General features: G+C 54.4%; 22 protein-coding genes, 1 pseudogene and 1 riboswitch. Of the genes and pseudogenes, 11 read left to right on the top strand and 12 right to left on the bottom strand.

The features are described from left to right. Positions 1-209 precede the first annotated feature (209 nt). The 3 genes from NYE26_RS00460 to NYE26_RS00450 all read right to left on the bottom strand — a co-directional run bounded on the left by NYE26_RS00460 (position 210) and on the right by NYE26_RS00450 (position 3,628). On the bottom strand, positions 210-2,666 hold the full coding sequence (locus tag NYE26_RS00460) for a heavy metal translocating P-type ATPase (RefSeq protein WP_339253132.1): 2,457 nt from the start codon (positions 2,664-2,666) through the stop codon (positions 210-212). Positions 2,667-2,784: 118 nt separating this feature from the next. After that, positions 2,785-2,985, bottom strand: a complete 201-nt coding sequence (locus tag NYE26_RS00455; protein WP_036732845.1) for a copper ion binding protein — start codon at positions 2,983-2,985, stop codon at positions 2,785-2,787. Positions 2,986-3,280: 295 nt separating this feature from the next. After that, the gene (locus NYE26_RS00450) at positions 3,281-3,628 is read right to left on the bottom strand and encodes a metal-sensitive transcriptional regulator (RefSeq protein ID WP_036732850.1); all 348 of its coding nucleotides are present in this window, start codon (positions 3,626-3,628) and stop codon (positions 3,281-3,283) included. A 268-nt stretch (positions 3,629-3,896) separates the two neighbouring features. On the opposite strand from NYE26_RS00450, the gene NYE26_RS00445 reads away from it, so the two are divergent. From NYE26_RS00445 to NYE26_RS00430, 4 genes are all read left to right on the top strand, one after another. Beyond that, positions 3,897-5,417: an MDR family MFS transporter gene (locus NYE26_RS00445; RefSeq protein WP_339253131.1), complete on the top strand. Its 1,521-nt coding sequence runs from the start codon at positions 3,897-3,899 to the stop codon at positions 5,415-5,417. 4 nt (positions 5,418-5,421) lie between these two features. After that, complete coding sequence (locus NYE26_RS00440; RefSeq protein ID WP_036732907.1) at positions 5,422-5,985, top strand: PadR family transcriptional regulator; 564 nt, start codon at positions 5,422-5,424, stop codon at positions 5,983-5,985. A gap of 263 nt (positions 5,986-6,248) precedes the next feature. Further along, positions 6,249-6,461 (top strand): hypothetical protein, encoded by a 213-nt coding sequence (locus NYE26_RS00435; RefSeq protein ID WP_339253130.1) that lies wholly within the window; start codon positions 6,249-6,251, stop codon positions 6,459-6,461. A gap of 65 nt (positions 6,462-6,526) precedes the next feature. Next, complete coding sequence (locus NYE26_RS00430; protein WP_339253129.1) at positions 6,527-7,504, top strand: aldo/keto reductase; 978 nt, start codon at positions 6,527-6,529, stop codon at positions 7,502-7,504. 410 nt (positions 7,505-7,914) lie between these two features. On the opposite strand, the gene NYE26_RS00425 is transcribed toward NYE26_RS00430, so the two are convergent. From NYE26_RS00425 to NYE26_RS00410, 4 genes are all read right to left on the bottom strand, one after another. Continuing rightward, positions 7,915-8,772 carry an IS3 family transposase gene (locus tag NYE26_RS00425; RefSeq protein ID WP_339257270.1) on the bottom strand — a complete coding sequence of 286 codons (858 nt, stop codon included), beginning with the start codon at positions 8,770-8,772 and terminating at the stop codon, positions 7,915-7,917. 11 nt (positions 8,773-8,783) lie between these two features. Then, positions 8,784-9,080: a transposase gene (locus NYE26_RS00420; protein ID WP_339223802.1), complete on the bottom strand. Its 297-nt coding sequence runs from the start codon at positions 9,078-9,080 to the stop codon at positions 8,784-8,786. Between the two features lie 154 nt (positions 9,081-9,234). After that, on the bottom strand, positions 9,235-10,092 hold the full coding sequence (locus NYE26_RS00415) for an IS3 family transposase (RefSeq protein WP_339257270.1): 858 nt from the start codon (positions 10,090-10,092) through the stop codon (positions 9,235-9,237). An 11-nt stretch (positions 10,093-10,103) separates the two neighbouring features. Continuing rightward, positions 10,104-10,400 (bottom strand): transposase, encoded by a 297-nt coding sequence (locus tag NYE26_RS00410; RefSeq protein ID WP_339223802.1) that lies wholly within the window; start codon positions 10,398-10,400, stop codon positions 10,104-10,106. Between the two features lie 548 nt (positions 10,401-10,948). On the opposite strand from NYE26_RS00410, the gene NYE26_RS00405 reads away from it, so the two are divergent. From NYE26_RS00405 to NYE26_RS00385, 5 genes are all read left to right on the top strand, one after another. Beyond that, positions 10,949-12,259 (top strand): hypothetical protein, encoded by a 1,311-nt coding sequence (locus NYE26_RS00405; RefSeq protein WP_339253128.1) that lies wholly within the window; start codon positions 10,949-10,951, stop codon positions 12,257-12,259. Position 12,260: 1 nt separating this feature from the next. Further along, positions 12,261-12,863, top strand: a complete 603-nt coding sequence (locus NYE26_RS00400) for a signal peptidase I (RefSeq protein ID WP_339253127.1) — start codon at positions 12,261-12,263, stop codon at positions 12,861-12,863. 99 nt (positions 12,864-12,962) lie between these two features. Further along, on the top strand, positions 12,963-13,559 hold the full coding sequence (locus NYE26_RS00395) for a TasA family protein (RefSeq protein WP_036732870.1): 597 nt from the start codon (positions 12,963-12,965) through the stop codon (positions 13,557-13,559). A gap of 37 nt (positions 13,560-13,596) precedes the next feature. Beyond that, entirely contained in the window at positions 13,597-14,187 is a 591-nt protein-coding gene (locus NYE26_RS00390; RefSeq protein ID WP_036732873.1) for a TasA family protein, read from the top strand. A 322-nt stretch (positions 14,188-14,509) separates the two neighbouring features. Further along, entirely contained in the window at positions 14,510-14,842 is a 333-nt protein-coding gene (locus NYE26_RS00385) for a helix-turn-helix domain-containing protein (protein WP_036732876.1), read from the top strand. Between the two features lie 145 nt (positions 14,843-14,987). On the opposite strand, the gene NYE26_RS00380 is transcribed toward NYE26_RS00385, so the two are convergent. After that, positions 14,988-15,131 (bottom strand): anti-repressor SinI family protein, encoded by a 144-nt coding sequence (locus NYE26_RS00380; protein ID WP_143803895.1) that lies wholly within the window; start codon positions 15,129-15,131, stop codon positions 14,988-14,990. 34 nt (positions 15,132-15,165) lie between these two features. Then, positions 15,166-15,269: riboswitch (cyclic di-GMP riboswitch) on the bottom strand. 495 nt (positions 15,270-15,764) lie between these two features. On the opposite strand from NYE26_RS00380, the gene NYE26_RS00375 reads away from it, so the two are divergent. After that, complete coding sequence (locus NYE26_RS00375) at positions 15,765-18,632, top strand: 2-oxoglutarate dehydrogenase E1 component (protein ID WP_339253126.1); 2,868 nt, start codon at positions 15,765-15,767, stop codon at positions 18,630-18,632. Between the two features lie 59 nt (positions 18,633-18,691). Further along, complete coding sequence (gene odhB / locus NYE26_RS00370; protein ID WP_339257268.1) at positions 18,692-20,011, top strand: 2-oxoglutarate dehydrogenase complex dihydrolipoyllysine-residue succinyltransferase; 1,320 nt, start codon at positions 18,692-18,694, stop codon at positions 20,009-20,011. A 490-nt stretch (positions 20,012-20,501) separates the two neighbouring features. On the opposite strand, the pseudogene NYE26_RS00365 reads toward odhB, so the two are convergent. The 4 genes and pseudogenes from NYE26_RS00365 to NYE26_RS00350 all read right to left on the bottom strand — a co-directional run bounded on the left by NYE26_RS00365 (position 20,502) and on the right by NYE26_RS00350 (position 25,928). Next, positions 20,502-21,694 (bottom strand): annotated as a pseudogene (locus NYE26_RS00365) (IS256 family transposase). A 453-nt stretch (positions 21,695-22,147) separates the two neighbouring features. After that, the gene (locus NYE26_RS00360) at positions 22,148-23,407 is read right to left on the bottom strand and encodes an OFA family MFS transporter (RefSeq protein WP_339253125.1); all 1,260 of its coding nucleotides are present in this window, start codon (positions 23,405-23,407) and stop codon (positions 22,148-22,150) included. A 131-nt stretch (positions 23,408-23,538) separates the two neighbouring features. After that, positions 23,539-24,270, bottom strand: a complete 732-nt coding sequence (locus NYE26_RS00355) for a LytTR family DNA-binding domain-containing protein (RefSeq protein WP_036723527.1) — start codon at positions 24,268-24,270, stop codon at positions 23,539-23,541. Further along, positions 24,267-25,928 (bottom strand): sensor histidine kinase, encoded by a 1,662-nt coding sequence (locus NYE26_RS00350; protein WP_339253123.1) that lies wholly within the window; start codon positions 25,926-25,928, stop codon positions 24,267-24,269. Before NYE26_RS00350 ends, NYE26_RS00355 begins: the two co-directional genes overlap by 4 nt. Between the last annotated feature and the right edge of the window lie 268 nt (positions 25,929-26,196).

The raw sequence follows: 26,196 nt of genomic DNA, 5'->3' as shown, positions 1-26,196 counted from the left end.
AGCTTCTTCGATAACAAGTGGAAACGGCTTTGCCGTCCTTTTAAAGGATGGTACCGTTTCAGCGAGAAATAGAAGGATAATTTATAGAGTAAAACATATAAATTCTTATATTTAAATAAAGAATCGCCGGCAGATGCTCGCCGGCGATTCTTTGAGTTGCGGCCTTCTGTCCGTCCGGATGACTCCGGCTGCGGCAGGCCGCATAATTCTTATAGCTTGACGCGCTGTAGCCGCAGCGCATTCAGTACCACCGATACCGAGCTAAAGGCCATCGCAGCTCCGGCCAGCCAAGGGGCCAGAAAGCCGAGCGCTGCAATCGGGATTCCGACCGTATTGTAGGCCAGCGCCCAGAACAGATTCTGCCTGATATTGCGCATAGTCTTGCGGCTCATCAGGATCGCATCCGGGATACTCATCAGATCACCGCGCATCAGCGTAATATCCGCCGCCTCCATCGCCACATCCGTGCCGGTGCCGATCGCCATGCCTGTATCCGCGGTCGCCAGCGCCGGAGCATCGTTGATGCCGTCGCCGACCATAGCCACCTTGACCCCGCCGCTCTGGAGCCTGCGGATCTCTTCCGCCTTGCCCTCAGGCAGCACCTCCGCCAGAACCGTGCGGATGCCCGCCTGATCCGCAATCGCCTGGGCCGTAATCTTGTTGTCTCCAGTAATCATGACAACGTCGATGCCCATGGCATGCAGCCGGGATACCGCCTCACGTGAGGTCTCCTTGATGGTGTCAGCCACGGCAATCACTCCCGCTACCGCATCATCGACGGCTACCAGCATCGCTGTTTTGCCTTCCTGCTCCAGCTTGGTCATGATCCCTGTCCACGGCTCGATATCCAGCCCGTTCTCCACCATCATCCGCCGTGTGCCTACGCTTACCTTCTGGCCGTCCACTACCGCCGACACCCCGCGCCCCGGTACCGCCTCGAACTGGCCCGCAGGCGGCAGATCGATTCCTCTGCCCTGTGCTCCAGCCACAATGGCCTCCGCCAGCGGATGCTCCGAGAGCTTCTCCGCAGCCGCTGTTATGGCCAGCAGCCGGTTCTCGCCAAGCACCCGGCCTTGTGCAGCTATTGCTGTAGTCGCTACAATATCGGTCAGCACCGGCTTGCCGTTGGTCACGGTCCCGGTCTTATCCACAACCACTACCTTCACGCCCTGCGCAGCTTCCAGATGCTCCCCGCCCTTGAACAGAATGCCGAACTCAGCAGCCCGCCCGGACCCGGCCATAATCGAGGTTGGCGTCGCCAGTCCCAGTGCGCACGGACAGGCAATGACAAGCACCGCAATGGCTTTCTCCAGTGCCTCCGGGAACTGACCGGGCGCTCCCCAGATATACCAGACACCAAACGTTACGGCAGCAATACCGACCACAATCGGCACGAAGATCCCAGAGATGACATCGGCAACCCGCTGAATGGGCGCCTTCGAGCCCTGCGCTTCCTCCACGACTCTGATGATCTGTGCCAGCGCTGTATCGCGGCCGACCTTGCGGGCTTTGACCCGCAGCATTCCATTCTTGTTCAGCGTGGCTCCGATAACGGAATCCCCCGGCTTTTTCTCTACCGGCATACTCTCGCCCGTGAGCATAGATTCATCGACGGAGGATAGCCCCTCTACGACTTCACCGTCTACAGGCACCTTCGTGCCGGGCTTCACCAGCACAATATCGCCGATCACTACATCCTCGACGGGAATACTCAGCTCTGCACCGTCCCGCAGCACCAGCGCAGTCTTGGCCTGCAGCCCCATCAGGCTGCGGATCGCATCTGATGAACGCCCTTTGGCCAGCGCCTCAAACCATTTGCCCACCAGAATCAGCGTGATCAGCACCGCGCTGGTCTCGAAATACAGCTCCACGGTATGGTTCATCCCGCTCATTTTCAGGGAATCAATCGTCAGGTATAGGCTGTAAAAATAAGCCGCAGAGGTGCCCAGCACCACCAGCACATCCATGTTGGCACTGCCGTTCTTCAGCGCCTTATAGGCGCTGACATAGAACTGCCAGCCGATCACAAACTGAACCGGGGTAGCCAGCACAAGCTGGAACCAGGGATTCATGAACAGCTCGGGCGTCCAGATCCACGTAGTGAACGAGAAGTGGCCTGCCATGGCCCAGAGCAGCGGGAGAGATAACAGCGCGGAGATCATCCACTTATTCCGCTTGCGTGTAATCTCTTCGCTGCGCTGCTCCGCGATATCCTTCCGGTCCTGCTTAAGCGCCGCCTTATAGCCGATGCTGCTCACCTTATCCATTATCTCGGCGGTACTGATATTACCCGGCGAGTACTCCACATGCGCGGTCTCCAACGCCAGGTTCACATTGACCGCAGCAATCCCCGGCATCCGTCCCAGCACCTTCTCAATCCGTGACGAGCAAGCCGCACAGGTCATTCCTGTGATATCGAAATCCGCCGATTCCTTCAGCGTATCGTAGCCAAGGGAACGAATCTTCTCTTCAATCTGCGGCACATCCAGAGCCGCCGGGTCGAAGCCCACCGTAGCCTGCTCCAGCGCCAGATTGACATTCGCCCGGGTCACCCCCTCCATGCGGGACAAACCCTTCTCGATCCGCGCCGCACAGGCGGAGCAGGTCATGCCGGTAATCTGCAGCGTTGCCTGCTGCTGCGGGGCGGACTCTGCACTCTTTTCCATCCTCATGCACCTCCATATACCCCCAAGGGGTATATTTATTTTGAAAAGAAAAGGCATTGGCGCCCGGCCCTGTACCCCAGGGTTCCCTGCTCCAAGCCCTTATATTACAACCCTTAGCTTACACTACGTCGTAGCCCTGATCTTCAATAGCAGCCTTGATCTTATCCAGGCTTACCGTATTCTCATCGAATTCAACCGCCACCGTCTTCGCCGGCAGATCTACCTTCGCCGCAGCGCCTACGCCGCTAACAGCCTTCTCTACAGCACTTACACAATGACCGCAGGACATTCCTTCAACATTCAGTGTTACATTCGACATTTGAATAACCTCCTAATGTTATTTAGCGTTTGCTTAATTGTAAGCGAATGCTTGGTCTTTCGGCTCCTCATATGCCTGAAGAGTTTGATCTTGAGAAAATAACAATAGATGATAGTAACGGAGGGGAATTTTGAAACTGCAGGAGCGCCAGCGACCGCCTTTGTCCACGGATTTCTACCGCTACGGCGGTATCAATCATGAAATCTGTGGACAACAGCGGCCGAAAGTTCAAAATTCACCGCAGTTACGACCCGCATCATTGAATTTAGACCTTCAAACTCAACAGGCCCAACCTCTATTTCATCAGCTTGTTCACCGTAACCAGCAGCTCATCAATCACCTCATGCTCACCGGCTTCGATCCGTTCGATAATGCAGCTCTTCATATGGCCTTCAAGCAGCAGCTTGCCGACACTGTTCAGGGCCGCCTGCACCGCCGCCAGCTGATTCAGCACATCATCGCAGTAAGTATCCCGTTCAATCATACCTTTCACACCGCGGATCTGCCCTTCAATCCGGTTCAGCCGGGTCGTCAGCCCATTCTTGAATTCCGGGGAATGATGACTCTTGCGGTCGCCGGAAGCAGAAGAATGGCAGGCTTCGGCGCAATCTTGTCCGGCAGGGTCCTTCTCATTTGTAGACACAGGAATCAGCCTCCTTATGTACCAATATAATATACCCCCCATGGGTATGTCAAGACCTTAGCGGACAAGCGCCCTCCGCCCCTCCTTCAGATACTTTTCCCTATTGCAGCTGGAATAAAGGACCGGCCGATAAGGAATACCAAGTACACGCATGCAAGTTCCCAAGCAGATCCCAACCCGTCTGTCCTCCTGAAAAAAACAATTGCCACCCTATTCAAATTTGAATATAATAAAATTCCATTGAATTTTAAACATAAAGGAGCTTAACATGCACACCAAAGAAAGTAATCTCAAGCTCGTCATTGTCGGACTGCTGCTCGGCATTCTGATGTCGGCCATGGATAATACCATTGTTGCCGCAGCGATGGGCACGATTGTCTCTGATCTCGGAGGACTCGATAAAATCGTCTGGGTCACCTCCGCCTATATGGTCATGGTTATGGCTGGCACCCCGATCTTCGGCAAACTGTCCGATATGTACGGACGCAAGCGGTTCTACATCTTCGGCCTCATCGTCTTCCTGATCGGCTCCGCACTGTGCGGAACGGCTACCAGCATCACCCAGCTTAGTATATACCGTGCGATTCAAGGAATTGGCGGCGGTGCACTCATGCCGATTGCCTTCACGATTGTCTTCGACATCTTCCCGCCTGAGAAAAGAGGCAAGCTCACCGGACTCTTCGGTGCTGTCTTCGGGATCTCCAGTGTGATTGGGCCTCTGCTTGGTGCTTATATCACCGAATATGTGAGCTGGCACTGGATTTTCTATATTAACCTGCCCATCGGAATTGTCTCGTTCTTCCTTATTATGACCTCCTACAAGGAATCCATATCACATTCCAAGCAGCGGATTGACTGGGGCGGCGCTTTCACTCTGGTGGCAGGGATTATCTGCCTGATGTTCGCCCTGGAGCTTGGCGGTAACCAGTATGCCTGGGATTCTGCGGCTATTCTCGGACTGTTCGCTGCGTTCGCCGTGCTTCTGATCGCCTTCATTGTCATTGAAAAATTCGCGGCAGAGCCGGTCATCTCCTTCGCCATGTTCCGGGGGCGCCTGTTCGCAACCAGCAGTATCCTGGGGCTGTTCTATGGTTCGGCATTCATCGTAGCAACGGTATATATCCCGATCTACGTCCAGGGGGTATACGGCGGCTCGGCCACCAACTCCGGCCTGATTCTGATGCCGATGATGATCGGTACCGTAATCGGCAGCCAGTCCGGCGGCCTGCTTACCACCAAAACGAGCTTCCGCAACATCATGCTGCTGTCAGCAGTCTGCTTCGTAGGCGGGATCTACTCCCTCAGCACATTGACCCCGGAGACCTCCCGAATGGCGCTTAATGCCTTCATGGCCCTGACCGGCTTCGGAGTCGGCTTCTCCTTCTCCGTGCTCAGCCTGTCTTCGATCCAGCATTTCGACATGCGCCAGCGCGGCTCGGCAACGTCCACCAGTACCTTCATGCGCTCGCTCGGAATGACGCTGGGGATAACGATCTTCGGCATTATCCAGCGTAACCACTTCGCCTCCGAGCTTAGTACAGCCTTCGGAGACAGCGGCCAGGCCGCTTCCTTCGGCGACCCGCGTTCCGCGTTGACGCCCGAGGCCAGAGCGCAGATTCCGCCGCCTGTACTGGAGAAAATCACGAATTCACTGTCTTCGTCGATCTCGCATACCTTCTTGTGGGCTATAGTTCCGGCGGTGCTTACCGTGGTCTTCGTCCTGCTGATGCCGAAGGACCGTCTGCTGCCGCAGGGTAGCCAGCACGGTACAAATCAAGGTCAGCGGTAAGCCCATGCCGATGAAGCTGCTGATTCTGGGACTCCTGCTGGAGCGGGATATGCATCCCTACGAGATCACCCTTGTCATGAAGGAACGCTCCATGGATCAAGTCATCAAGCTGCAGACCGGTTCCTTATATTATGCCGTTGACAAGCTGGCCGCAGGCGGCCATATCGAGGCGGTAGAGATTATCCACAGCCCGGACCGGCCGGATAAGACCATCTACCGCATTACGGATAAAGGCAAAGAATTGATGGAGCAGCTCATTCTCCAGCAGATTAAAAAAAGTGATCCGCCCTATCATCCGCTGTACATGGCCCTGGCCCTCGCGCGTCATATCGACCAGGGCAAGGTGGCGAAGCTGCTGGAGGAACGCATCCGGGAGGCGGAGCATCAGGTGAATTATGCCTACCAAGTATACGAGGAGCATATCTCCATCGTGCCCCGCTCGGTGCTGCATATGATGTACGGCAGATATGAGCATAGCCAGACCGAGCTGAAATGGCTGAAGCGCCTGTATGAGGATGTAGCCGTCCGCAAAATGAATGATATCGGCAGACCGATTATCGCAGACTAAAAGAAGTAGATAGCCGATGTGATTGTTTAGCGAAGACGATATGTGTTTATTAGCAAGTGGAAACGGCTTTGCCGACCTTTTAAAGGGCGGTACCGTTTCAGCGAGAAATAGAAGGATAAGTTATCGTGTGCAACATATAAATTCTTATATTTGGAGCAAACCGCTGGCGAGCGGCTTGGGCATCCGGCTGTACCACAGTTTGTATTCGTGCGGTGTGCCGGCCCCGCCCTGGCGGATACTCTGGAAAGGGAAGTGAAGCCGCTATGAGCGATGATAAAAAGCCGATCAGAGACGAGCGTGACCACCCGGAGCAATACCCTACAGACAAGCCCAGCCTGTTCGATGTAGATGAGAGCGAGCAGCATGTGGACCCGATACCCGTAGAGGACCTGACACTTGAGAAGGAGGAAGAGAAGGATAAAGAGACCACGAAGCACCGCTCCTCCAGCGACAAGAGATACCACACCGGGTTCTAAAGGTGTATGCTTTTCCGGTAGTATCATCGGAGCATTTACAAGCTTAATGGTATGGAGGGATCACATTGCTGAGAGCGTTACCCCTTAACCGGCGCGGCATACCTGCCAGCCGTATCGCCCTGGGCTGCATGGGGCTGGGCGGCGGGTGGGACCGTGAACCGGTCACGGCTGCGAACATAAAGCAGGGACACGAGGCGCTGGATGCGGCGCTGTCTATAGGTATTAATTTTTTTGACCATGCGGATATCTATACCCGGGGCAAGGCGGAGAAGGTGTTCGGGCAGATCTTCAAGGAGCGGCCGGGGCTGCGCGAGGACATTCTCCTCCAGTCAAAATGCGGCATCAAGCTGATGGAGCCAGGCGATATCTCCAATAGCTTCGACCTCTCCAGGGAGCACATTCTGTCCAGCGTCGATGGAACTCTCGCACGGCTGGGCACAGAGTATATTGATATTCTGCTGCTGCACCGCCCCGACCCGTTAATGGACCCTGAAGAGGTGGCGGAAGTACTCCATCAGCTCAAGGCCTCCGGCAAGGTGCGCCACTTCGGCGTCTCCAACATGAGCGCCGCCCAGATCCAGCTGTTACAGACTTATTGCGACGAGCCGTTCATTGTCAACCAGCTGCATATGAGCCTGTCCCGGATCAGCTGGGTCGACGCCGTACTCAGCGTGAACCGCGACCCGTGGAAGGACATTACATTCCCGGAGGGCACCATGGAGTATTGCCGCGCCGGGAACATCCAGCTCCAGGCCTGGGGCCCCCTGGCCCAGGGACTCTTCAGCGGACGGCCGCTTGAAGGCCTGCCGGAGAATGTTGTGAATACAGCAGCCATGGTACAGAGGCTTGCTAACGAGAAGGGCACAACGCCCGAGGCTATCGTGCTGGCTTGGCTGATGACCCATCCCGCAGCCATCCAGCCCATCATTGGCACCGTGAATCCGCTGCGGATCGCTGCCTGTGCAGACGCAGACCAGCTAGAGCTCTCCCGCAAGGAATGGTATGAGCTGTACGTCACCTCCCGCGGGGAGAAGCTTCCTTGAGATTGAATTTTACTGGAAATTACATGATTGAACAGGTTCAGGTTCAGCGATAGTCGAGAGGTACTGTCCTTGTATGGACAGTACCTTCTTTGTGTCGAAATACGCTAACCCTATCGTTTAGCCAACTGGTGCAGCATCCGAATTGTATTCGGTTTTTCGCATACATTCGGCCCACACGCCTCCCGCTGACCGATTGTGTTCGGTTTTTCGCATACATTGAGTCCGATTACTTTCCTCATTCCCGCTCGCCGCCCACTTTTGCCCCATTCAGGGGCACTTGTGCCCCTCATTTCCGCTCGCCGCCCACTTTCGCCCCATTCAGGGGCACTTATGCTCCTCATTTCCGCTCGCCGCCCACTTTTGCCCCATTCAAGGGCACTTTGGACTCCTGTCAAGAAAGTAGACAGCAACTACATCGTTGTTCGCTTAAATGTGGCTGCAAACTGAACCGGAGAAACGTAACCGAGCGCCCCATGGATTCGTTTGCGGTTGTAGAAAAATTCAATGTACTGGAAAATGGCATCATACGCCTGTTGCTTCGTTTTAAATCGATTCCAGTACACCAACTCTTTTTTTAAGAGGCTGTGAAAAGATTCGATACAGGCGTTATCATAACAGTTCCCTTTGCGGCTCATGCTTGCCGTCATCTGGTACGTCTTTAGGCGTTCCCGGTAGTCTTCCGAGGCGTACTGGGAGCCTCGATCCGAATGGTGAATTAAGCCCTTCCCGGGGCGTTTGGCCTTGTAGGCAGCGTCCAGAGCGCCTTGTACGAGGTCAGTGGTCATCCGGTCGCTAAGCCGCCAGCCGACAATCTCCCGGGTACACAGGTCCAGCACACTCGCCAAGTACATTCGTCCTTCCCGGCAGGGAATGTAGGTGATATCCGCCACCCACGTCTGGTTCGGCTTTTCCGTGTGAAATTGCTGGTTTAACAGGTTGGGGGCAATGGGTAACGGATGGTTGGAGTCGGTGGTGCATACGCGAAATCTCTTTGCGACACAAGAGCGCAGACCCAGTTCTTTCATGTACTTGCCTACCGTGCGTTCACTGACCTGGTGCCCTTCACGCTCTAGGAGAACCTTGATTTTGGGGCTGCCATAGCGACCCTTAGAGTCATGAAAATGATAGGCAATCCGCTTCAGCAACAAGGTTTTGCGGCTGGCTTGAGGGCTGGGCTTTGCTGTTCTCCATTTGTAGTACCCGCTCCGGGACACCTGAAAGACATTGCACATCTTCTCCACGCGGAACTCGGAGCGATGATCTTCAATAAACTGAAATCTCAGTTCTTTGGATTGCTGAAGATGTGCACGGCTTTTTTTAGGATTGCCATCTCCTCTGTCAGCTCTGCGAGTTGTTGCTCCCGCTCCTTCAGTTGACGTTCCAGCTCTCTGTATTTGTCTGGAGTCACGATGGGCTCATTCTCAAACTGCCGGTACTGTCCTAGCCATTTATGCAACGTTTTGGCGGGGACATCCAGTTCCAGGGCCAGTTCCGCCACCGTTTTCGTCTGCTCCTGGATGTACTTTACGGTCTGTCTTTTGTATTCTTCATTGTAGCTTCTCCGTGTTCCACTCATGGGGACACCTCCTCGTTAAGCTTATTATCTCTATTCTCTTAACGGGTGTCCACGGTTAACACTAACAGCACTTATGCTCTTCATTTCCGCCTACCGCCCACTTTTGCCCCATTCAGGGGCACTTGTGGACTCCTGTCAAGAAAGTAGACAGCAACTACATCGTTGTTCGCTTAAATGTGGCTGCAAACTGAACCGGAGAAACGTAACCGAGCGCCCCATGGATTCGTTTGCGGTTGTAGAAAAATTCAATGTACTGGAAAATGGCATCATACGCCTGTTGCTTCGTTTTAAATCGATTCCAGTACACCAACTCTTTTTTTAAGAGGCTGTGAAAAGATTCGATACAGGCGTTATCATAACAGTTCCCTTTGCGGCTCATGCTTGCCGTCATCTGGTACGTCTTTAGGCGTTCCCGGTAGTCTTCCGAGGCGTACTGGGAGCCTCGATCCGAATGGTGAATTAAGCCCTTCCCGGGGCGTTTGGCCTTGTAGGCAGCGTCCAGAGCGCCTTGTACGAGGTCAGTGGTCATCCGGTCGCTAAGCCGCCAGCCGACAATCTCCCGGGTACACAGGTCCAGCACACTCGCCAAGTACATTCGTCCTTCCCGGCAGGGAATGTAGGTGATATCCGCCACCCACGTCTGGTTCGGCTTTTCCGTGTGAAATTGCTGGTTTAACAGGTTGGGGGCAATGGGTAACGGATGGTTGGAGTCGGTGGTGCATACGCGAAATCTCTTTGCGACACAAGAGCGCAGACCCAGTTCTTTCATGTACTTGCCTACCGTGCGTTCACTGACCTGGTGCCCTTCACGCTCTAGGAGAACCTTGATTTTGGGGCTGCCATAGCGACCCTTAGAGTCATGAAAATGATAGGCAATCCGCTTCAGCAACAAGGTTTTGCGGCTGGCTTGAGGGCTGGGCTTTGCTGTTCTCCATTTGTAGTACCCGCTCCGGGACACCTGAAAGACATTGCACATCTTCTCCACGCGGAACTCGGAGCGATGATCTTCAATAAACTGAAATCTCAGTTCTTTGGATTGCTGAAGATGTGCACGGCTTTTTTTAGGATTGCCATCTCCTCTGTCAGCTCTGCGAGTTGTTGCTCCCGCTCCTTCAGTTGACGTTCCAGCTCTCTGTATTTGTCTGGAGTCACGATGGGCTCATTCTCAAACTGCCGGTACTGTCCTAGCCATTTATGCAACGTTTTGGCGGGGACATCCAGTTCCAGGGCCAGTTCCGCCACCGTTTTCGTCTGCTCCTGGATGTACTTTACGGTCTGTCTTTTGTATTCTTCATTGTAGCTTCTCCGTGTTCCACTCATGGGGACACCTCCTCGTTAAGCTTATTATCTCTATTCTCTTAACGGGTGTCCACGGTTAACACTAACAGCACTTGTGCCCCTCATTTCCGCTCGCCGCCCACTTTCGCCCCATTCAGGGGCACTTGTGCCCCTCATTTCCGCTCGCCGCCCACTTTTGCCCCATTCAGGGGCACTTATGCCCCTCATTTCCGCCTACCGCCGACTTTTGCCCCATTCAGGGGCACTAATGCCCCTCATTTCCACCCCCCGCCCACTATCAGCGGATAACTCCTATGCACTTTACCTCCCCCTCGTCTCCCCCTCACCTTTCTCCGCTCCTCCCAGCCACGCTCGCCGACCGTTCTTTATAATGAACTTTTGTGAAAAACAGCGATATCGTCAGATAAATCGAGATATCCCATACATTTCGTACTTTATTGCGAACATTCCGCTGAAAATAACATTTTTCTTTTCTGAGCAGCACAGTGTATGATTTGCTTACGATATCGTTCTTTATTAAGAACGAATATAACGAATTATTCATTAGCAACTCGAGAGGGGGCTTAGCTATGTACCCCAGATCTGCCAAGCGGCGCAAACGGAAAACCAGGAAGCTCGGCCTGCGGATTCTGCAATCGGGTATGGCCATATCTGTGCTCCTGATGTACACCTCAGGCCAGATCGGCAGCACCTATGGAGAGTTCAACACCTCCCAGGAACAGATCAGCTCCATCGGGCTGTGTTCGGTTTTCCCGGGTCAGATTGAGCAGTTGTTGTCGGAATTCAGCGGGCATCTAAACACCGTCATAGAGCTGAAAGCTTCCCTTGGCAGCCATAGCATCAGCGGAGTGTATAACACCTCAGTCGCTGCCGGAGAGCTGTCGCTTGCAGAGCTGGATCAGGCTGCGGATGAACTCTCGTCCGAGCTCACTCAAGCTGGCAGCGAGATCGACCTGCTGGAGAAGCAGCTGAGCTTCAACGGGACGGTCTGGCAACAAATTCTGCAGGAAATCGGCCATGCAGCGGCCATTCTGCACAAGCTCGGAGGGTATATGATGAATCTCGACCCTAACTGTCTGGAAATCCGTGATGCACAGTTCTTCGACCAGCTTCAAGAGAGTCTTCATCAAAGCGGGATTCTGTCGGAATCGCTGGCGGAGACGTTAAGCGGAATTGTAGAGTACCTTGGCTCGATTCATGATTTCGGCGGATCTTTGCCTACAGGCAATCCAGACCGCGTCTTGCTCCGGCAGCATGACTCTAGCTTCCCCGCCGAGGAGCCTATCCTCTCATTCGTAACCAGCGCCTACCAAGCAGATTCGCAGGTATCTCCCGCGCTGCTGACCACGTATGAGCAGTTGAATACCGAATTAACGGCGTCCAAGGATACCCTGTCCTCCACAATTCACACCTTGCAGGAACGGCTGGCAGAAATCGCTGAGGCCAAGACGGCCCTGGAGGACAAGGCGAAGGCACAGCAAGAGGAAGAGGAACGCCTGGCGCTTGAAAAAGCCGATAAAGCCAGAGCGGAGGAAGCCCAGCGGCTCGCCATAGAGAAGCAGAAGGCTGCTGACGAAGCGCTGAAGCTGGAGCATGAACAAGCCCAGAACCAGCCGACCGCAACCAGTCCTCCTGACAAAAGCCAGCCGACAGAGGTGCCCGCTCCCGAAGCGCCTGTAGAGGACAATCCAGTCCCCACAGCTTCTTCAGCAGCAGAGGTTATTCCCACTGCCACTCCGGCGTCTGAGATTCTTTTACCGGAGGCAACTCCAGATCCATTACCCGGCAGCGTAATTCCAGGCACTGTAATGGACGGCGCGCAGCCTGCTCCTACAGCTACACCGGCTCCACAATCCGACACCAGCAAAGGCGGCGAATAAGATGCGCATCCGAAAAATAGCCAATACGATAATTTCCACTCTGATTCTAATAGTGTTCCTGGTGCTGATCACAGCCGTTGTGATCTCCAAGGCCTCCGGCGGCGAGCCCTCCTTCTTCGGCTACCAGATCAAGACGGTATTATCCGGCTCCATGGAGCCCGGCATCCAGACCGGTTCCATTGTGGCCATTAAGCCGGGCGGGGATATGACCCGGTTCCAGAAGGGCGATGTGATCACTTTTCTGAATCCCGATAATATTCTGATTACCCACCGCGTGGTCGATGCCGAGCTGAACAGTGCTCTGGGGGAAGCCAGCTACACCACCAAGGGCGACAATAATGATTCAGCCGACACCGCAGCCGTCAGTTCCACGAATGTGGTAGGTGAGTACACCGGCGTGACCGTCCCCTATGCGGGCTATGCCATGAGCTTCGCAGTCTCCAAAGCCGGAAGCGTAGTGCTGATGATTATTCCCGGACTGCTCCTGCTTCTCTACGCGCTGTATTCTTCCTGGAAGGCCGTTGCAGCACTGGAAAAGAAGAATGCCCCGTCATCCGCAGCCAGCAGCGGCGGGCCGGATACTCTGACTGATCTCGTACAATGATCAATTGTTCTCTCCCGTTTACGAAACGCGGAGCCACAATACAGCTTGCCGGAAGCACCGGCTATGCACAAAGCAGACTCATAAGAGAGGGATGAACAAATGAACGTCAAAAAAACATTAGGTCTCGGCGTTGTATCGGCAGCATTAGGCTTAACCCTGGTCGGCGGAGGCACCTTCGCTTACTTCAGCAGCACTTCTACTTCCTCAGCTTCTTTTAACAACGGAACCCTATCACTGCAATCTGACCCCTCCGTCATTGTTAATCTCAGCAATCTCAAGCCGGGTGATACGGTCTTACGGGACTTCAAACTTAAAAATGACGGGACGCTCAATATTCCCAAAGTGGTACTGCGCACCTCATCGGCCATTACAGACGCCCAGGGAGACAACGGCTCCCATAATTTCAAGGATGATATTATTGTGACCTTCCTCGTGAACAAGGATAAGAAGGAATCGCCGCTCCTGGTCATCTCGCTGGCCGATCTGGAGCAGGAGAGTCCCGATCTGGTGGCCCGGGGAATTCTCGGAGCGATCTTAGGCGGAGAGAAGTCCGGCATCAAAGCCGGCACCTCGGATAACCTGACCATCCAGTTCGCCTTCAAGGAGACCCTCCAGCCGCAGAACTATTATCAGGGCGACACGCTTGCACTGACTCTGAATTTCGAAGCCAACCAGGAAAAAGGCACGCTCAAATAATTCCACAAAAACAAACCATTCGAGGAGGAAATAAATAATGGGTATCAAAAAAACATTGGGTCTTGGCGTAGCATCGGCAGCACTGGGCTTGTCTTTAATCGGCGGGGGCACCTTCGCTTACTTCAGCTCCACAGCTACCAGCACGGCAACCTTCGCAGCGGGTACGCTGAAGCTCGGCTCTTCCTTCAATACTCCGGTAGCGCTGACGAATCTGAAGCCGGGAGACTACACCGTCCGCACCTTCACCTTGTCCAATGACGGCACACTGGATATCAAATTCCTCAAGCTTGCCACCACTTACACCGTGACCGATGCCAAGGGCGATAACGCGGGCCAGGATCTCGGAGACCACTTCAAGGTCAAGCTCCTCGATAATACGTACACCGGCGGATCATTAAGCGGTCATGTGCTGTCCGAGATCTCCCTGAAGGATCTGAAAAATACCCCCAGCTACGATCTCGTAGCAGCAGGTGTACTGCCAGGAGGGATTGCCGCCGCCGGGTCCAAGACCTTCAAGATCGCCTTCGAATTCGTAGACAACACGCTCGATCAGAACATTTTCCAGGGTGACGGCTTAGCTCTGAACTGGACCTTCGATGCTCTTCAAGGAGTGGGAGAAGCCAAGTAGATCAGGGGCCAGCCTATACAAGTGAAAATGGCTTTGCTGCCACCTTTTATTAGGAAGGCAGCGTTTCAGCAATCCATCAAGACGGCATATCCTCCCTCATCCGGGCCGGGTATGCCGTTTCTTTTTTCCCGCTGCCGGGTTCAAGGATTTTTGTCCGTTTTGCGGATTTTTGTTATACTGACAAGAGAAAACGGCTTTGCTTACTTTGAACGGGCGGTACCGTTTCAACGAGAAAGATAAGGAGAATGTATAGCGCAAAGCATATAACTTCTTATTTTTCACCAAAAAAAGTACGGAGGGCGTTGTAATCGTGTCAGATACTATGGGAAGCCGCATCCACAAACTCCGGCTGGAGAAGGGCTATTCGTTATCCGAGCTTGCCGATAAGGCTGATGTGGCGAAATCATACCTCAGTAATGTGGAACGGAACATTCAATCCAACCCCTCCATTCAATTCATCGAAAAAATCGCTGACGCGCTTCAGGTATCCATTCATGCACTGTTGTATGGCGGACTGGCAGAGACGGAAGAACAGGCTCTGGACGGGGAATGGTTCCGGCTTGTTCAGGAGGCCATGGCCTCCGGTATAAGCAAACGCGAATTCAAGGAATTCCTCGATTACCAGAAATGGCGCATGGAACAAAAGGACAACTAGACGGGCATTATATGCCACAGGGAAGATTCCGCACGGCAGGGAGGCCGCCTTCGGCGAAGGCAGCCTTTCAAGCGGCATACAGAAAAGGCACAGCGTACCGGACGCTGTGCCTTTTCTGTATGTATCCGAACAATGATGACCGCCCTTACATCGCCTGGAGCGCCTTCTCACTTAGAAACCGGCGGATATCCTCCGCCGCGATCCCCGCCTGCTTGGCAGACATCAGCAAGTGCACCCATTCTAAATCCAGATCTACTGCCTGCAGCTCGTCATTCCCCTGGTTGGACATATCCAAGAAATCTCCTCCTAGAATTTTCGCGTCCCCAGGCAGTCCGGCCATCATAGTAGTATTGCTACTTTGTAGTATTTCTACTTTAGATCCGAGACTTTGTGCCCCTGTCTTTCGGCAGGTTTACCTTTTACTGGACCCTTTCCATCATGAAAGGATCTGGCAAGAATCGATGAAACCGTTCTCCGCAATAACATTATACAAGATCATACGCAATTAGTGTGTCGTTTTCTGGAATTTTTTTATGAAAAAATGTGAGGAAACTTAGCTGAAATTGCCAGCGGCTTGTATAAATATTTCCAGTTCCAAGTTCAAACACTAGCTAATAGTTTAATTATACTAAAGGGAACCCCATCCGCCCCGACTTGCCGCTGCACGCAACATCGTATAGAGACAATTACCCATTTGTATGTATAACGGGCTGTTATATGAGTTTTTTCTATTTATGATAGTTCCGTATGAATACTGTAATGAATCATGCCAAATTGCGAACGGATTGACCGAAAGTATGAATTGATTACCCCGCCGGAAAGTAGCACAATAGGATGAGAATGAAACCGCAAACATTTGCAGCTCCGCCAAGTGGCACACTGGATGCCTCGCGTGGAGTTTATCCGTTAGGAGGACCTATTCATGGCAGTCAAAGAGCCCTATAACGACACAGTATGGAGCAAATACTACGGCCCCAACCTGGGCTACATCCAAGAAAGATATGAGCAATTTGTCAAGGACCCCTCTTCTGTTGAACAGCATTACCGCGATCTCTTCACCGTATCCGGCCCCCCTCCACTGGCACCCGATGCCGAGAGGGCTCCAAGGCCTGCCGTATCAGCAGATGCCGAGTGGCTCAAGAAGGCTGTCAAGGCCTCGAAGCTGATCGCCAATATTCGAATATATGGCCATATGGCCGCAGACATTGACCCGCTGGAGCGCAGCACGAACCCGATGGCCAAATGGCTGGAGCTGGAGACCTACGAGCTTACCCGTGAGGATCTTAATGCCCTGCCCGCTTCGCTGATCTGGGATAATGCCCCTGCGGATGTGCATACCGCGATGGATGCCGTCCACAGAATGCGCCAGGCCTATACACAGACCATTGCTTATGAATTCGGGCATGTGCATGATGAACGCGAGCTGCGTTGGCTCAACAGCCAGGCGGAATCGATGACCTCCCCTGCCCCGCTGAATAATACAGAACGCAAAGAGCTGCTGAAGCGGCTGGTTCAGGTGGAGCATTTCGAGACCTTCCTGCACAAGACCTTCGTCGGCCAAAAGCGCTTCAGCCTGGAGGGCAATGATGCCCTTGTGCCGATGCTGGATGAGATTGTGCGGGCTGCCGCGCATGACGGCGCCGAGCATATCCTGATGGGTATGGCCCACCGCGGAAGACTTAATGTGCTGGCCCATATTCTGGGCAAGCCTTATGATATTATTTTCTCAGAGTTCCATCATTCGCCGAACAAAGAGCTGTTCCCTTCGGAAGGCTCCATGGGCGTGACTTACGGGTGGAGCGGTGATGTGAAGTACCATCTCGGGGCTGACCGTGCCGTCCGCGAAGGCGAAACCGTACGTACCCGGATCACGCTGGCCAATAACCCCAGCCATCTTGAATTCGTCAATCCTGTAGTCGAGGGCTTCACACGCGCCGCACAGGAAGAACGCAACGCTCCGGGACTGCCTAAGCTGAACACAAGCAAGGCTATGGCTGTGCTGATGCACGGCGATGCAGCCTTCCCTGGCGAAGGTATTGTGGCTGAGACGCTTAATATCGGCAAATTGCAGGGTTATCAGAATGGCGGTACCGTGCATATTATCGTCAATAACCGGATCGGCTTCACCACCGAGAGCGAGGATTCCCGCTCCACCCATTATGCCAGCGACCTGGCCAAAGGGTATGAGATTCCGGTTGTGCATGTCAATGCCGATGACCCGGAAGCCTGCATTGCCGCAGTCCGTCTGGCCAGCGCTTACCGCCATATGTTCAAGAAGGACTTCCTGATTGATCTGATCGGCTACCGCCGCCACGGACATAATGAAATGGATGATCCCGAGACGACCCAGCCGATTGTGTACGGCAAAGTGCGGAACCACCCTACTGTGTACCGTGCTTATGCAGAACGCCTGGAGCGCGAGAAGGTAATCACAGCCGATGATCTGAAGAACATGATTGCCGAGGCTGAGAGCGTCCTCCAGCAGGCCTTCGATCAGATGAAGGAAGGCAAGCAGAAGAATGCGGAGTCCAAAACCGCCGTCGCGCTGGATAACAGCAGTCCCCAGCAGCGTCCGACAGCCTTCCCTCTGGCCGGTCTGCAGGAAATTAACCGCGAGCTGCTGCGCGTACCGGCGGGCTTCAAGGTCTATCCGAAGCTGGAACGGATTCTGCAGCGCCGCAAGGATGCGCTGAATGACGGAGAGCGGGTAGACTGGGCACTGGCAGAGACACTGGCCTTCGCGACCATCCTGAAGGATGGCACGCCGATCCGCCTCAGCGGACAGGATTCACAGCGCGGCACCTTCGCCCACCGCCATCTGGTGCTGCATGACAGCGAGAACGGCGAACTCTATTCTCCGCTGCATCAGCTGAGTGATTCCAGCGCTTCATTCGGCGTCTACAACAGTCCGCTGTCCGAGGCCTCTGTCCTCGGCTTCGAATATGGTTATAACGTGTTCGCACCGGAGACCTTCGTCATCTGGGAGGCTCAATATGGCGACTTCGCCAATGCCGCTCAGGTCATTATCGACCAGTTCATTTCCGCTTACCGTGCCAAGTGGACGCAGCGCAGCAATCTGACAATCCTGCTGCCTCATGGCTATGAAGGCCAAGGACCAGAGCACTCCAGCGGCCGAATGGAACGGTTCCTCCAGCTCTCCGCCGAGGAGAACTGGACTGTAGCCAACCTGACCAGCGCTGCGCAGTATTTCCATCTGCTCCGCCGTCAGGCCGCGCTCTGCGGACAACCGGATGCCCGGCCGCTGGTGATCATGGCGCCGAAGAGCCTGATCCGTAACACGCGCAGCACCTCGGCGGGAGCGGATCTCGCTTCGGGCACCTTCCAGCCGGTTCTTCCCGAGCCGCTGCTCGGCAGTAAGCCGGAAGCCGTGAAGCGCCTCGTGGTATGCAGCGGCAAGGTGGCCATCGACCTGCAGACGGAGCTGGAGGCAACGCGCGGACAGGACTTCTCCTGGCTGCACATTTTGCGCATGGAACAGCTCTATCCGTTCCCGGAACGCGAGCTTGGCGCTCACCTGAGCAGCTTCAGCTCTCTGGAGGAGATCGTCTGGGTGCAGGAAGAACCGAAGAATATGGGCGGGTGGACGTATGCCGAATCCCGGCTGCGCGCCATCGCACCGCAGAAGGTCACTGTCCAGTATATCGGCCGTCCGGACCGTTCCAGTCCGGCCAGCGGCTACGCAGATGTCCACAGCTTCGAGCAGCGGCGCATTGTCCGGGAAGCCCTGAAATTGAATGCTGCAGTGCAAGCACCTGTACCGTCTTCCTGAGCACAGCAAGGCGGTCATCCGATATCACGCACACCACTATATTTGGGGAGGTACGGCCTGTGTCCGAGATAAAAGTACCCGATTTGGGCGAATCGATTTCCGAAGGAACGATCTACAAATGGCTGGTTAAAGAAGGCGACACTGTCGGCCAGGGAGATGTGCTTGCCGAGCTTGAGACCGACAAGGTCAATCTCGAGATCAGTGCGGAGGAGGACGGCGTCATCTCCTCCATCCTGCGCCAGGCGGGCGAGAACGTTGCCGTTGGCGAAGCCATCGGCATCATCGGCAGCGCCGCCGGGGCAGGTGCTGCCAGCGGGGGCAAGCCTGCAGCAGATAATGCTCCGCAGAGCGGCAGCGCGCCTGCTGCTGCCGCAAGTACCGCAGCGGCTGAACCGGCCGCTGCGGTAACGGCTCCAGCCGCCGCCGAAGGTGCGGCGGCAGGCACTGCGGCCCTGGCTTCGCCGGGGGCGCGCAAGCTGGCGCGGGAGCGGGGCATCGACCTCGGCGAGGTCAGTGCCCGCGACCCAATCGGCCGGATCGGTCAGGCCGATGTGGATGGTCATGGCGCAGCCGGGCCGCAGGCCGCTGCGCCAGCAGCTCCGGCGGCCGCGCGGCCGGAGCCGCATGAAGCCCGCGCGCCGCCGGCAGCGGGCAAGGCGCCGCACGCCGAGGACGGCAAAGCCACCGAGCGCAAGCGCATGTCGCGGCGGCGGCTGACGATTGCCAGCCGCCTGGTCGAAGCGCAGCAGACGGCCGCGATGCTGACCACCTTCAACGAGGTGGACATGACCGCCATTCTCGACATCCGCAAGCGCCGCAAGGATGCCTTCAAGGAGAAGCACGAGGTCGGACTCGGCTTCATGTCCTTCTTCACCAAGGCCGTCATCGGCGCGCTCAAGGCTTACCCGATGCTGAACGCCGAGATCGACGGAGAAGATCTCCTGCTGAAAAAATATTACGACATCGGCATTGCCGTAGCTGCCAAGGAAGGCCTGGTCGTACCGGTCGTCCGCGATGCCGACCGGCTTAGCTTCCCAGAGATCGAGCGGCGTATCGGCGAGCTGGCCTCCAAGGCGCGCGCCAATACGCTCAGCCTGCCGGAGCTTCAGGGCGGCACCTTCACCATCACGAACGGCGGAGTGTTCGGCTCCCTGCTGTCCACACCGATCCTCAATACCCCGCAGGTCGGCATTCTCGGCATGCACAAGATCCAGCTGCGCCCCATCGCGCTGGATGAGGAGCGCACGGTCAACCGTCCGATGATGTACATCGCCTTGTCCTACGATCACCGGATCGTGGACGGATCAGAAGCGGTCAGCTTCCTGGTCAGAGTCAAGGAATTGCTGGAGGACCCGGAATCCCTGCTGCTGGAAGGCTAAGCCCCCGGCCCATCGCTTCTCCAACCATTTAATTAACATAAAGGCACCCGTTAGAGCGTAACCCTACGCCCTCCCGGATGCCTTTTTGCTATATCCGCTGACTCTGCCTCCGCCATACCCGCTCATACCAACATGCGCCTGTTCTCAGCAGCCCACGCACCTCCACCGCGCTAAATGTGGTCGGTTTTTCGACCACATTTAGCCGACGAGGTAGCGTCCGGGCCAATTGTGATCGGTTTTTCGATTACATTTGGCCGACGCGGCGCACCCAGTCCAATTGTAGTCGGTTTTTCGATTACATTTGGCCGATGCGGCGCACCCTGTCCAATTGTAGTCGGTTTTTCGATTACATTTGGCCGACGCTACCCACCCAGTGGTAGCGTCAAGAAGTTTGTGTAAAAGAGTAGAAGTGCCTCCCCCGGGTTACGGGTTGGGATGTAGTGTTTCTGGGGGAGGGGGAACCCCGACTCCCAGAAACTGGATTTCTCTGTTACGCCTCTTCCGGTGTGGGCAAAGAGGGGTAGCGTGTTTCGAATAGCTCTTTTAGCTTCTTTTTAACGGCATCCACTCCAAAGCCTTGGGCGACCCGCCCTGCATGACGTTCATTGTATTCCAGCATCTCCAGGTACACGATTTTCTCTGCGGCATCCATGTTTGTCAGACTGTTCATCGGTTTCAGACGCTTGCGGATTTCCTTGTTCATCCGCTCGATGGGGTTCGACGTGTAGATCGCTTTACGGATCGACAGCGGATAGTTGTAGAACGTCAGGAGTGTGGATAACTGTTCCTCCCAGGACCTCATTTCCTTCGGATACAGCTTGTTCCACTTCGCTTTGACCGTATCAAAGTTAGCCCGGGCTACCACTTCATCCGGTGCCGTATATACGGTTTTCAACGCCTCCATGACATCGGTTTTGTGCTCCACCCGAATTTTATGAAACGTGGCCCGCACTTTGTGCACTACGCAATGCTGTACATCCGCCTGAGGATAGGTCTCTTTAAACGCCGCATCCAGTCCCGGTAGCCCGTCAAACACACCCAGCAGGACTTCCTGCGCTCCGCGGTCGTACAGGTCTTTGAGTACCTCCCGCCAGCCATTCGAACTCTCTTGGCCACCCACGTAGAACCCGAGAATTTGACGCTGGCCCTCCTCGTCAATTCCCATCGCAAAGTAGACCACTTCACCACGAACCGTGCCCCGTTTCAGCTTCACGTACAGCCCATCTAAGTAGATGACGGAGTACCGTTTGCTCAGTGGCCGCTTTTGCCACTGGTGGATATCGTCCAGCACTGTAGCCGTAATATTGCTGACCGTGGTGGGGGAGTAGTGGCTGCCAAACATACTTTCAATGAACCGGGCCACATCCCGCGTACCCATGCCCGATTTATACATTTGGATGACGGCCTCTTCTAACCATCCGTCCCGCCGCTGGTACGGCTCAAACAACTGCGTCTGGAAAAGGCTTTGGCGGTCCCGGGGCACCTGAAGATCCTCGATATGGCCGTATTTCGTGTGTAAATCTCGCGTATAGTAGCCATTGCGACTATTGCTGGCGCCACTTCTTCACTCTCCATAAACCCCTGGATTTCGGCGCGCAACAGGCGTTCCATGTTGTCTTTCACAAAATCTTTAACAAGTTTTTCAAATAGATTATTCAGAGAACTTTCGGGTAAAATATTCATTGGTAGGGTTCCTCCTTGGTGGTTTCGCAATCCCGAGGATACCCTACTTTTTTGGTGCCTGACTAGGCTCCAAATCTTGGTACACAACTTACTTTACGCCATCCACCCTGTCCAATTGTAGTCGGTTTTTCGATTACATTTGGCCGACACGGCGCACCCTGTCCAATTGTGGTCGGTTTTTCGATTACATTTGGCCTACGCAGCGCGTCCAGTCCAATTGTGGTCGGTTTGCTGAATTAAGTACGTTAAACAGTTGAACGGACGACATTCTGTATTAGGTACACTGCTCATTTTCATGCTGGAGTTGTGCCTCGAAAGACATGTTTGTTTTCGACCATGAAAAAAAGACCTCCACCACCCGCTCACGCGAACGTAGGACATCTCTTCTCCAAAAGCTATTCTCTTTGTCTATACTACTTTAAGCCGACGTAAGTCGATAAGCCGATATATGGTTTAAGCCGTATGCCGTGAAGGCTTCAAGCTCATTCCCTTGGCTTTGGCTGCTCTGGCTACCGGAGGCTTCAGCGAAACCGCCAGGATACAGGCCAGAATACACAGCAGACCGATGATGTTAAAAGTAGGCTTGAACCCGCCGAGGAAGGCGGCGATGAATGAACCGGACAGCGCACCGATCCCGAAGCCCTGATAGATGATGCCGTAGTTCTTGCTGTGATTCTTCAGGCCGAAGAAGTCACTGACAATCGCCGGGAAGACGGTAATGTTACCGCCGAAGCAGAAGGCGATGGCCGCCACACAGGTGAAGAACAGGCCATAGCTCAGTGTGGCATAGCTGAGGGTAAACATCGCCACAGCCGTTACCGCGAGCGTGATACTAATCAGCTTGGTGCGGCTTACCCGGTCGGATAATGCGCCAAGAATCAGGCGTCCAGCCGTATTAAAAATAGCGATCATCGCTACAGCATTCGCCGCCGTCACCACATCCATACCCGCCAGCTGCACACCGATATCCTTCACGATACCGATCAGATAGAGGCCGCTCATGCAGGCGGTGAAGAAGATCACGAACAGCAGGTACGCTTCCTTCGTGCGGAGCATTTCCTTCACGGTATAATCCTTGGGCAGCAGAGCCGCCCCGGAAGCGGACGATACCCGGTTTCCCGCAGCAGTTACAGCAGGTGCAGCCAACGGAGCCTCCCGGATCAGCAGCGAGCCGAGGAGAATCATCAGCATGACCATTAGGCCCCAGTATAGAAAAGCATTCGACACACCCGCCGATTCAATCAGGCTGCCGTTGATGTATTTGAAGATCAGACTGCCCGTTCCGTAAGCACCCACGGACACCCCGGAGATCAGTCCCTTATTCTTCGGGAACCACTTCATCAGGTTGGACAACGAAGTAATATACGCCGTTCCGTCCGCATAACCGACCACTACGCCAGCCAGCAGGTAGAACATCGGCAGGGAACTGGCCTGTGAGCTTAGCATCAGCCCCAGCCCCAGCAGGATGCCGGAAGCTGCGGTCAGTCTGCGGAGACCGAACCGGTCCTGCAGCTTGCCTGCGAACAGTGTGGCGAAGGCCAAGGCAAAGCTGGTAATAGAGAACGTTATCGAAACTGAGCTAAGCTCAAAACCAAATGTACTAACAAGATGTGCATTGAACAGGCTCCAGGTGTAGATGGTACCGAGTCCCATTTGCATAATCACTGTACCTAATACGATGAGCCACCGTTTACTGGCTGTATCCGTTATCATCAGAATTCCCTCTTTCTCTCTGAAGTCGCTGAAATCGCTTCAAGGCTTACTCTGCCTCTTCATTGTAGCGAAAGGAGCTCCTTCTGAGAGAAATCCGGAATGAGATGACACTGACGGGGAATGAACTGCCGTTAGAGACGCATAATCTGCCTGAATTCCTTCACCTTGCTGCGGCTGACTGGAACCTCCACATTCAGATCCCGCAGCCTTAGCAGATAGGTATTGTTGAACCAGGGGATGATTTCCTTGATTTTGGACAGATTGACCAGATAGGAGCGGTGACAGCGGAAGAACTGCTCCTGCGGCAGGCGGGTATGGAATTCACTGATACTGAGGGCCATGCTGTATTCCTCCCCCTTGGTGATCACACTCGTTGTTTTCTCCTGCGCCGAAGCATAATAGATCTCGTCCGCATCGACGACGATAATCTTTTCATTTTTCCACAGATTGACCTTATCGCTGCCCAGCTTCACCGGCCCCTCTTCCCCCTGGCGGCTCCTGGCCGCGATGGCACCCTCCAGCTTCTGCAGCATCGCTCTGATCCGCGTCTCGCTGTAAGGCTTCAGAATATAGTCGAATGCTTCAATCTCGAACGCCTCGGCGGCATGCTCCTTATAGGCTGTAATGAACACAATATACGGCTTGACCGCGAACCGGCTGATATTATGGGCCAGCAGCACCCCGTCGATCGAAGGGATATTGATATCCAGGAAAATCACATCCACCGTATCGGTCTGCAGGTACTTCAGCGCCTCCAGCCCGTCCTCGAATTCCGCCGCAATCTTGATCCGGCTATGGGTCTGAATCAGATACGTAAGCTCCTGTCTTGCCAGCACTTCATCCTCGACAATGATCGCTCTCATCGCTGCTCCTTTATCACATCAAAATAGATTTCCGTCCCCTTAGCCAGCCGCCGGATGGTCAGACCCGTACCGTAGATCAGCTTGATGCGCTGGTGCACGTTGTTGAGGCCGATTTTGTTGCCTTCCATGCTTCCGCTATAGACCTTCGCAATCGTCTCTTCACTGATCCCCGCTCCGGTATCGGCAATCCGCACCCTTACGCTGTCTCCGTGGTCTTTGACCGAGATGTCTACCGTTCCGTTCCCTTTCCCCTTCAAAATCCCGTGGATAATCGCATTCTCCACCAGCGGCTGAATGACCAGACTCGGAATACGTACCGTTACCTCATCTATATCGTACAGAACGCTCAGCCGGCTGCCGAAGCGGGCCTTCTCAATCTCCACATAATGCTGCACCTGCTGCAGCTCGCGCCGGATATCTATGGACTCATCGGTCAGCTCCAGATTATACCGCATATACCCCGACAGATTGACGATCAGCTCACGCGCCTTGTCCGGATCGATCCGGATGGAGGAGATAATTGCATTCAGCGCATTGAATAGAAAATGGGGGTTGATGCTGGTCTGCAGTGCCTTCAGCTCGGCCTTGTTGGCCATCTCCTTGATCCCCTCAACCCGTGACACCTCCATCAGCGTGGAGATGATCTGTGACAGCCCTACCGCCATAGCCTGGAGGGAATAGGTGATTTTATGCGCGTGGGTATAGTAGATCTTGAGTGATCCCGTCACCTCCCCCTTCTCCTTAAGCGGGATAATGATCAGCGAACGGATGTCACGGTTCATGTATTCGGTATCGTCGTCACGGATGGTAATCTCCCCGCTGCTCAGCGTCTGCTTCGTCTCCTCACTGATGATCTCATTGGCTTCGGCATAATATTCTTCCCCGACACCCACGTAGGCCAGAATGACTCTGGTATCGGTAATTGCCACCGCATCCGCCCCGATATCCTCCTGGATGATTCCGCAGATGGTACGCAGCGACTCGGGAGTAATACTGCGGAAATACGGAAGCGTCTTATTGGCAATCTCCAGCGCCAGCTTGGACTGCTTCGCGGCAATCCGTTCTTTCTCCCCTTCTACACTCTGCACAAGCGTAACGATCAGCCCGGCACAGATCTGCCCCACTATCATCGGAAAAGCAATCTTGGACACGATATCCACGCCCAGCGAATGGGGATCAGCCATCACCAGAATCAGCGCCATCGTCAATGCCTCACAGGCCATTCCGGCGGCAATAGCAGCGATCCAGCGGCGTTCAGGCGAAGTGCGCCGGTAGATGATCCCGGATACCACGCCCGCCGTAATGCTGGTAATCAGACACGGGAGCGAGGTGACCCCGCCGATATCGATCAGGAAGCGGTGTACGCCCGAGATGATCCCGGTAATCAGCCCGACCCAAGGACCGAACAGAATCCCTCCGGCTATGATGGCGATAATCCGCACGTTGACCAGAGACCCTTCCACATTAATCCCGCTGTAGGTTCCGAAGATGGCGAACAGGCTGAAGATAACCGTGACAATCGCCAGCTCCTGAGGGGCATGCACCCCTTTGGCAAAAATCTCCTTGAACCGCGGCACCCGGCTCAGGACGAACAGACACATCAGCAGCAGCGCTGCCCGCTCAAACAATTGCAGCAGAATACTCAAATTATATTGCACACTCACGCCTCCATAGGACAAGCTATCGGTCCATTATAAGTTGGGATAATGGTTATAGCAATCTGCGCAGCCGCCGCTAAGGGTTGAGGTAATTCTATTGGATTTCCAAACCAGGCATGTCGTGTTCCCTCACTGAGTATAAAAGCCCTTCTATTGCGGAAAATTAACTATTATCGTAAGGTTGTTTTAAAGGAGTGATAGCCTGTGCGTATAGCTTTTTGGATTGTATTTGCCTTTGTTGGCATTTTGATCTTTTGGATAGTGGGCG

This window comes from Paenibacillus sp. FSL P2-0136 (assembly GCF_037975325.1).
Classification (GTDB): Bacteria; Bacillota; Bacilli; order Paenibacillales; family Paenibacillaceae; genus Paenibacillus_AQ; species Paenibacillus_AQ silagei.
Note: the sequence above shows the minus strand (reverse complement) of the source record. Positions and strands in the feature narration are given on the sequence as shown.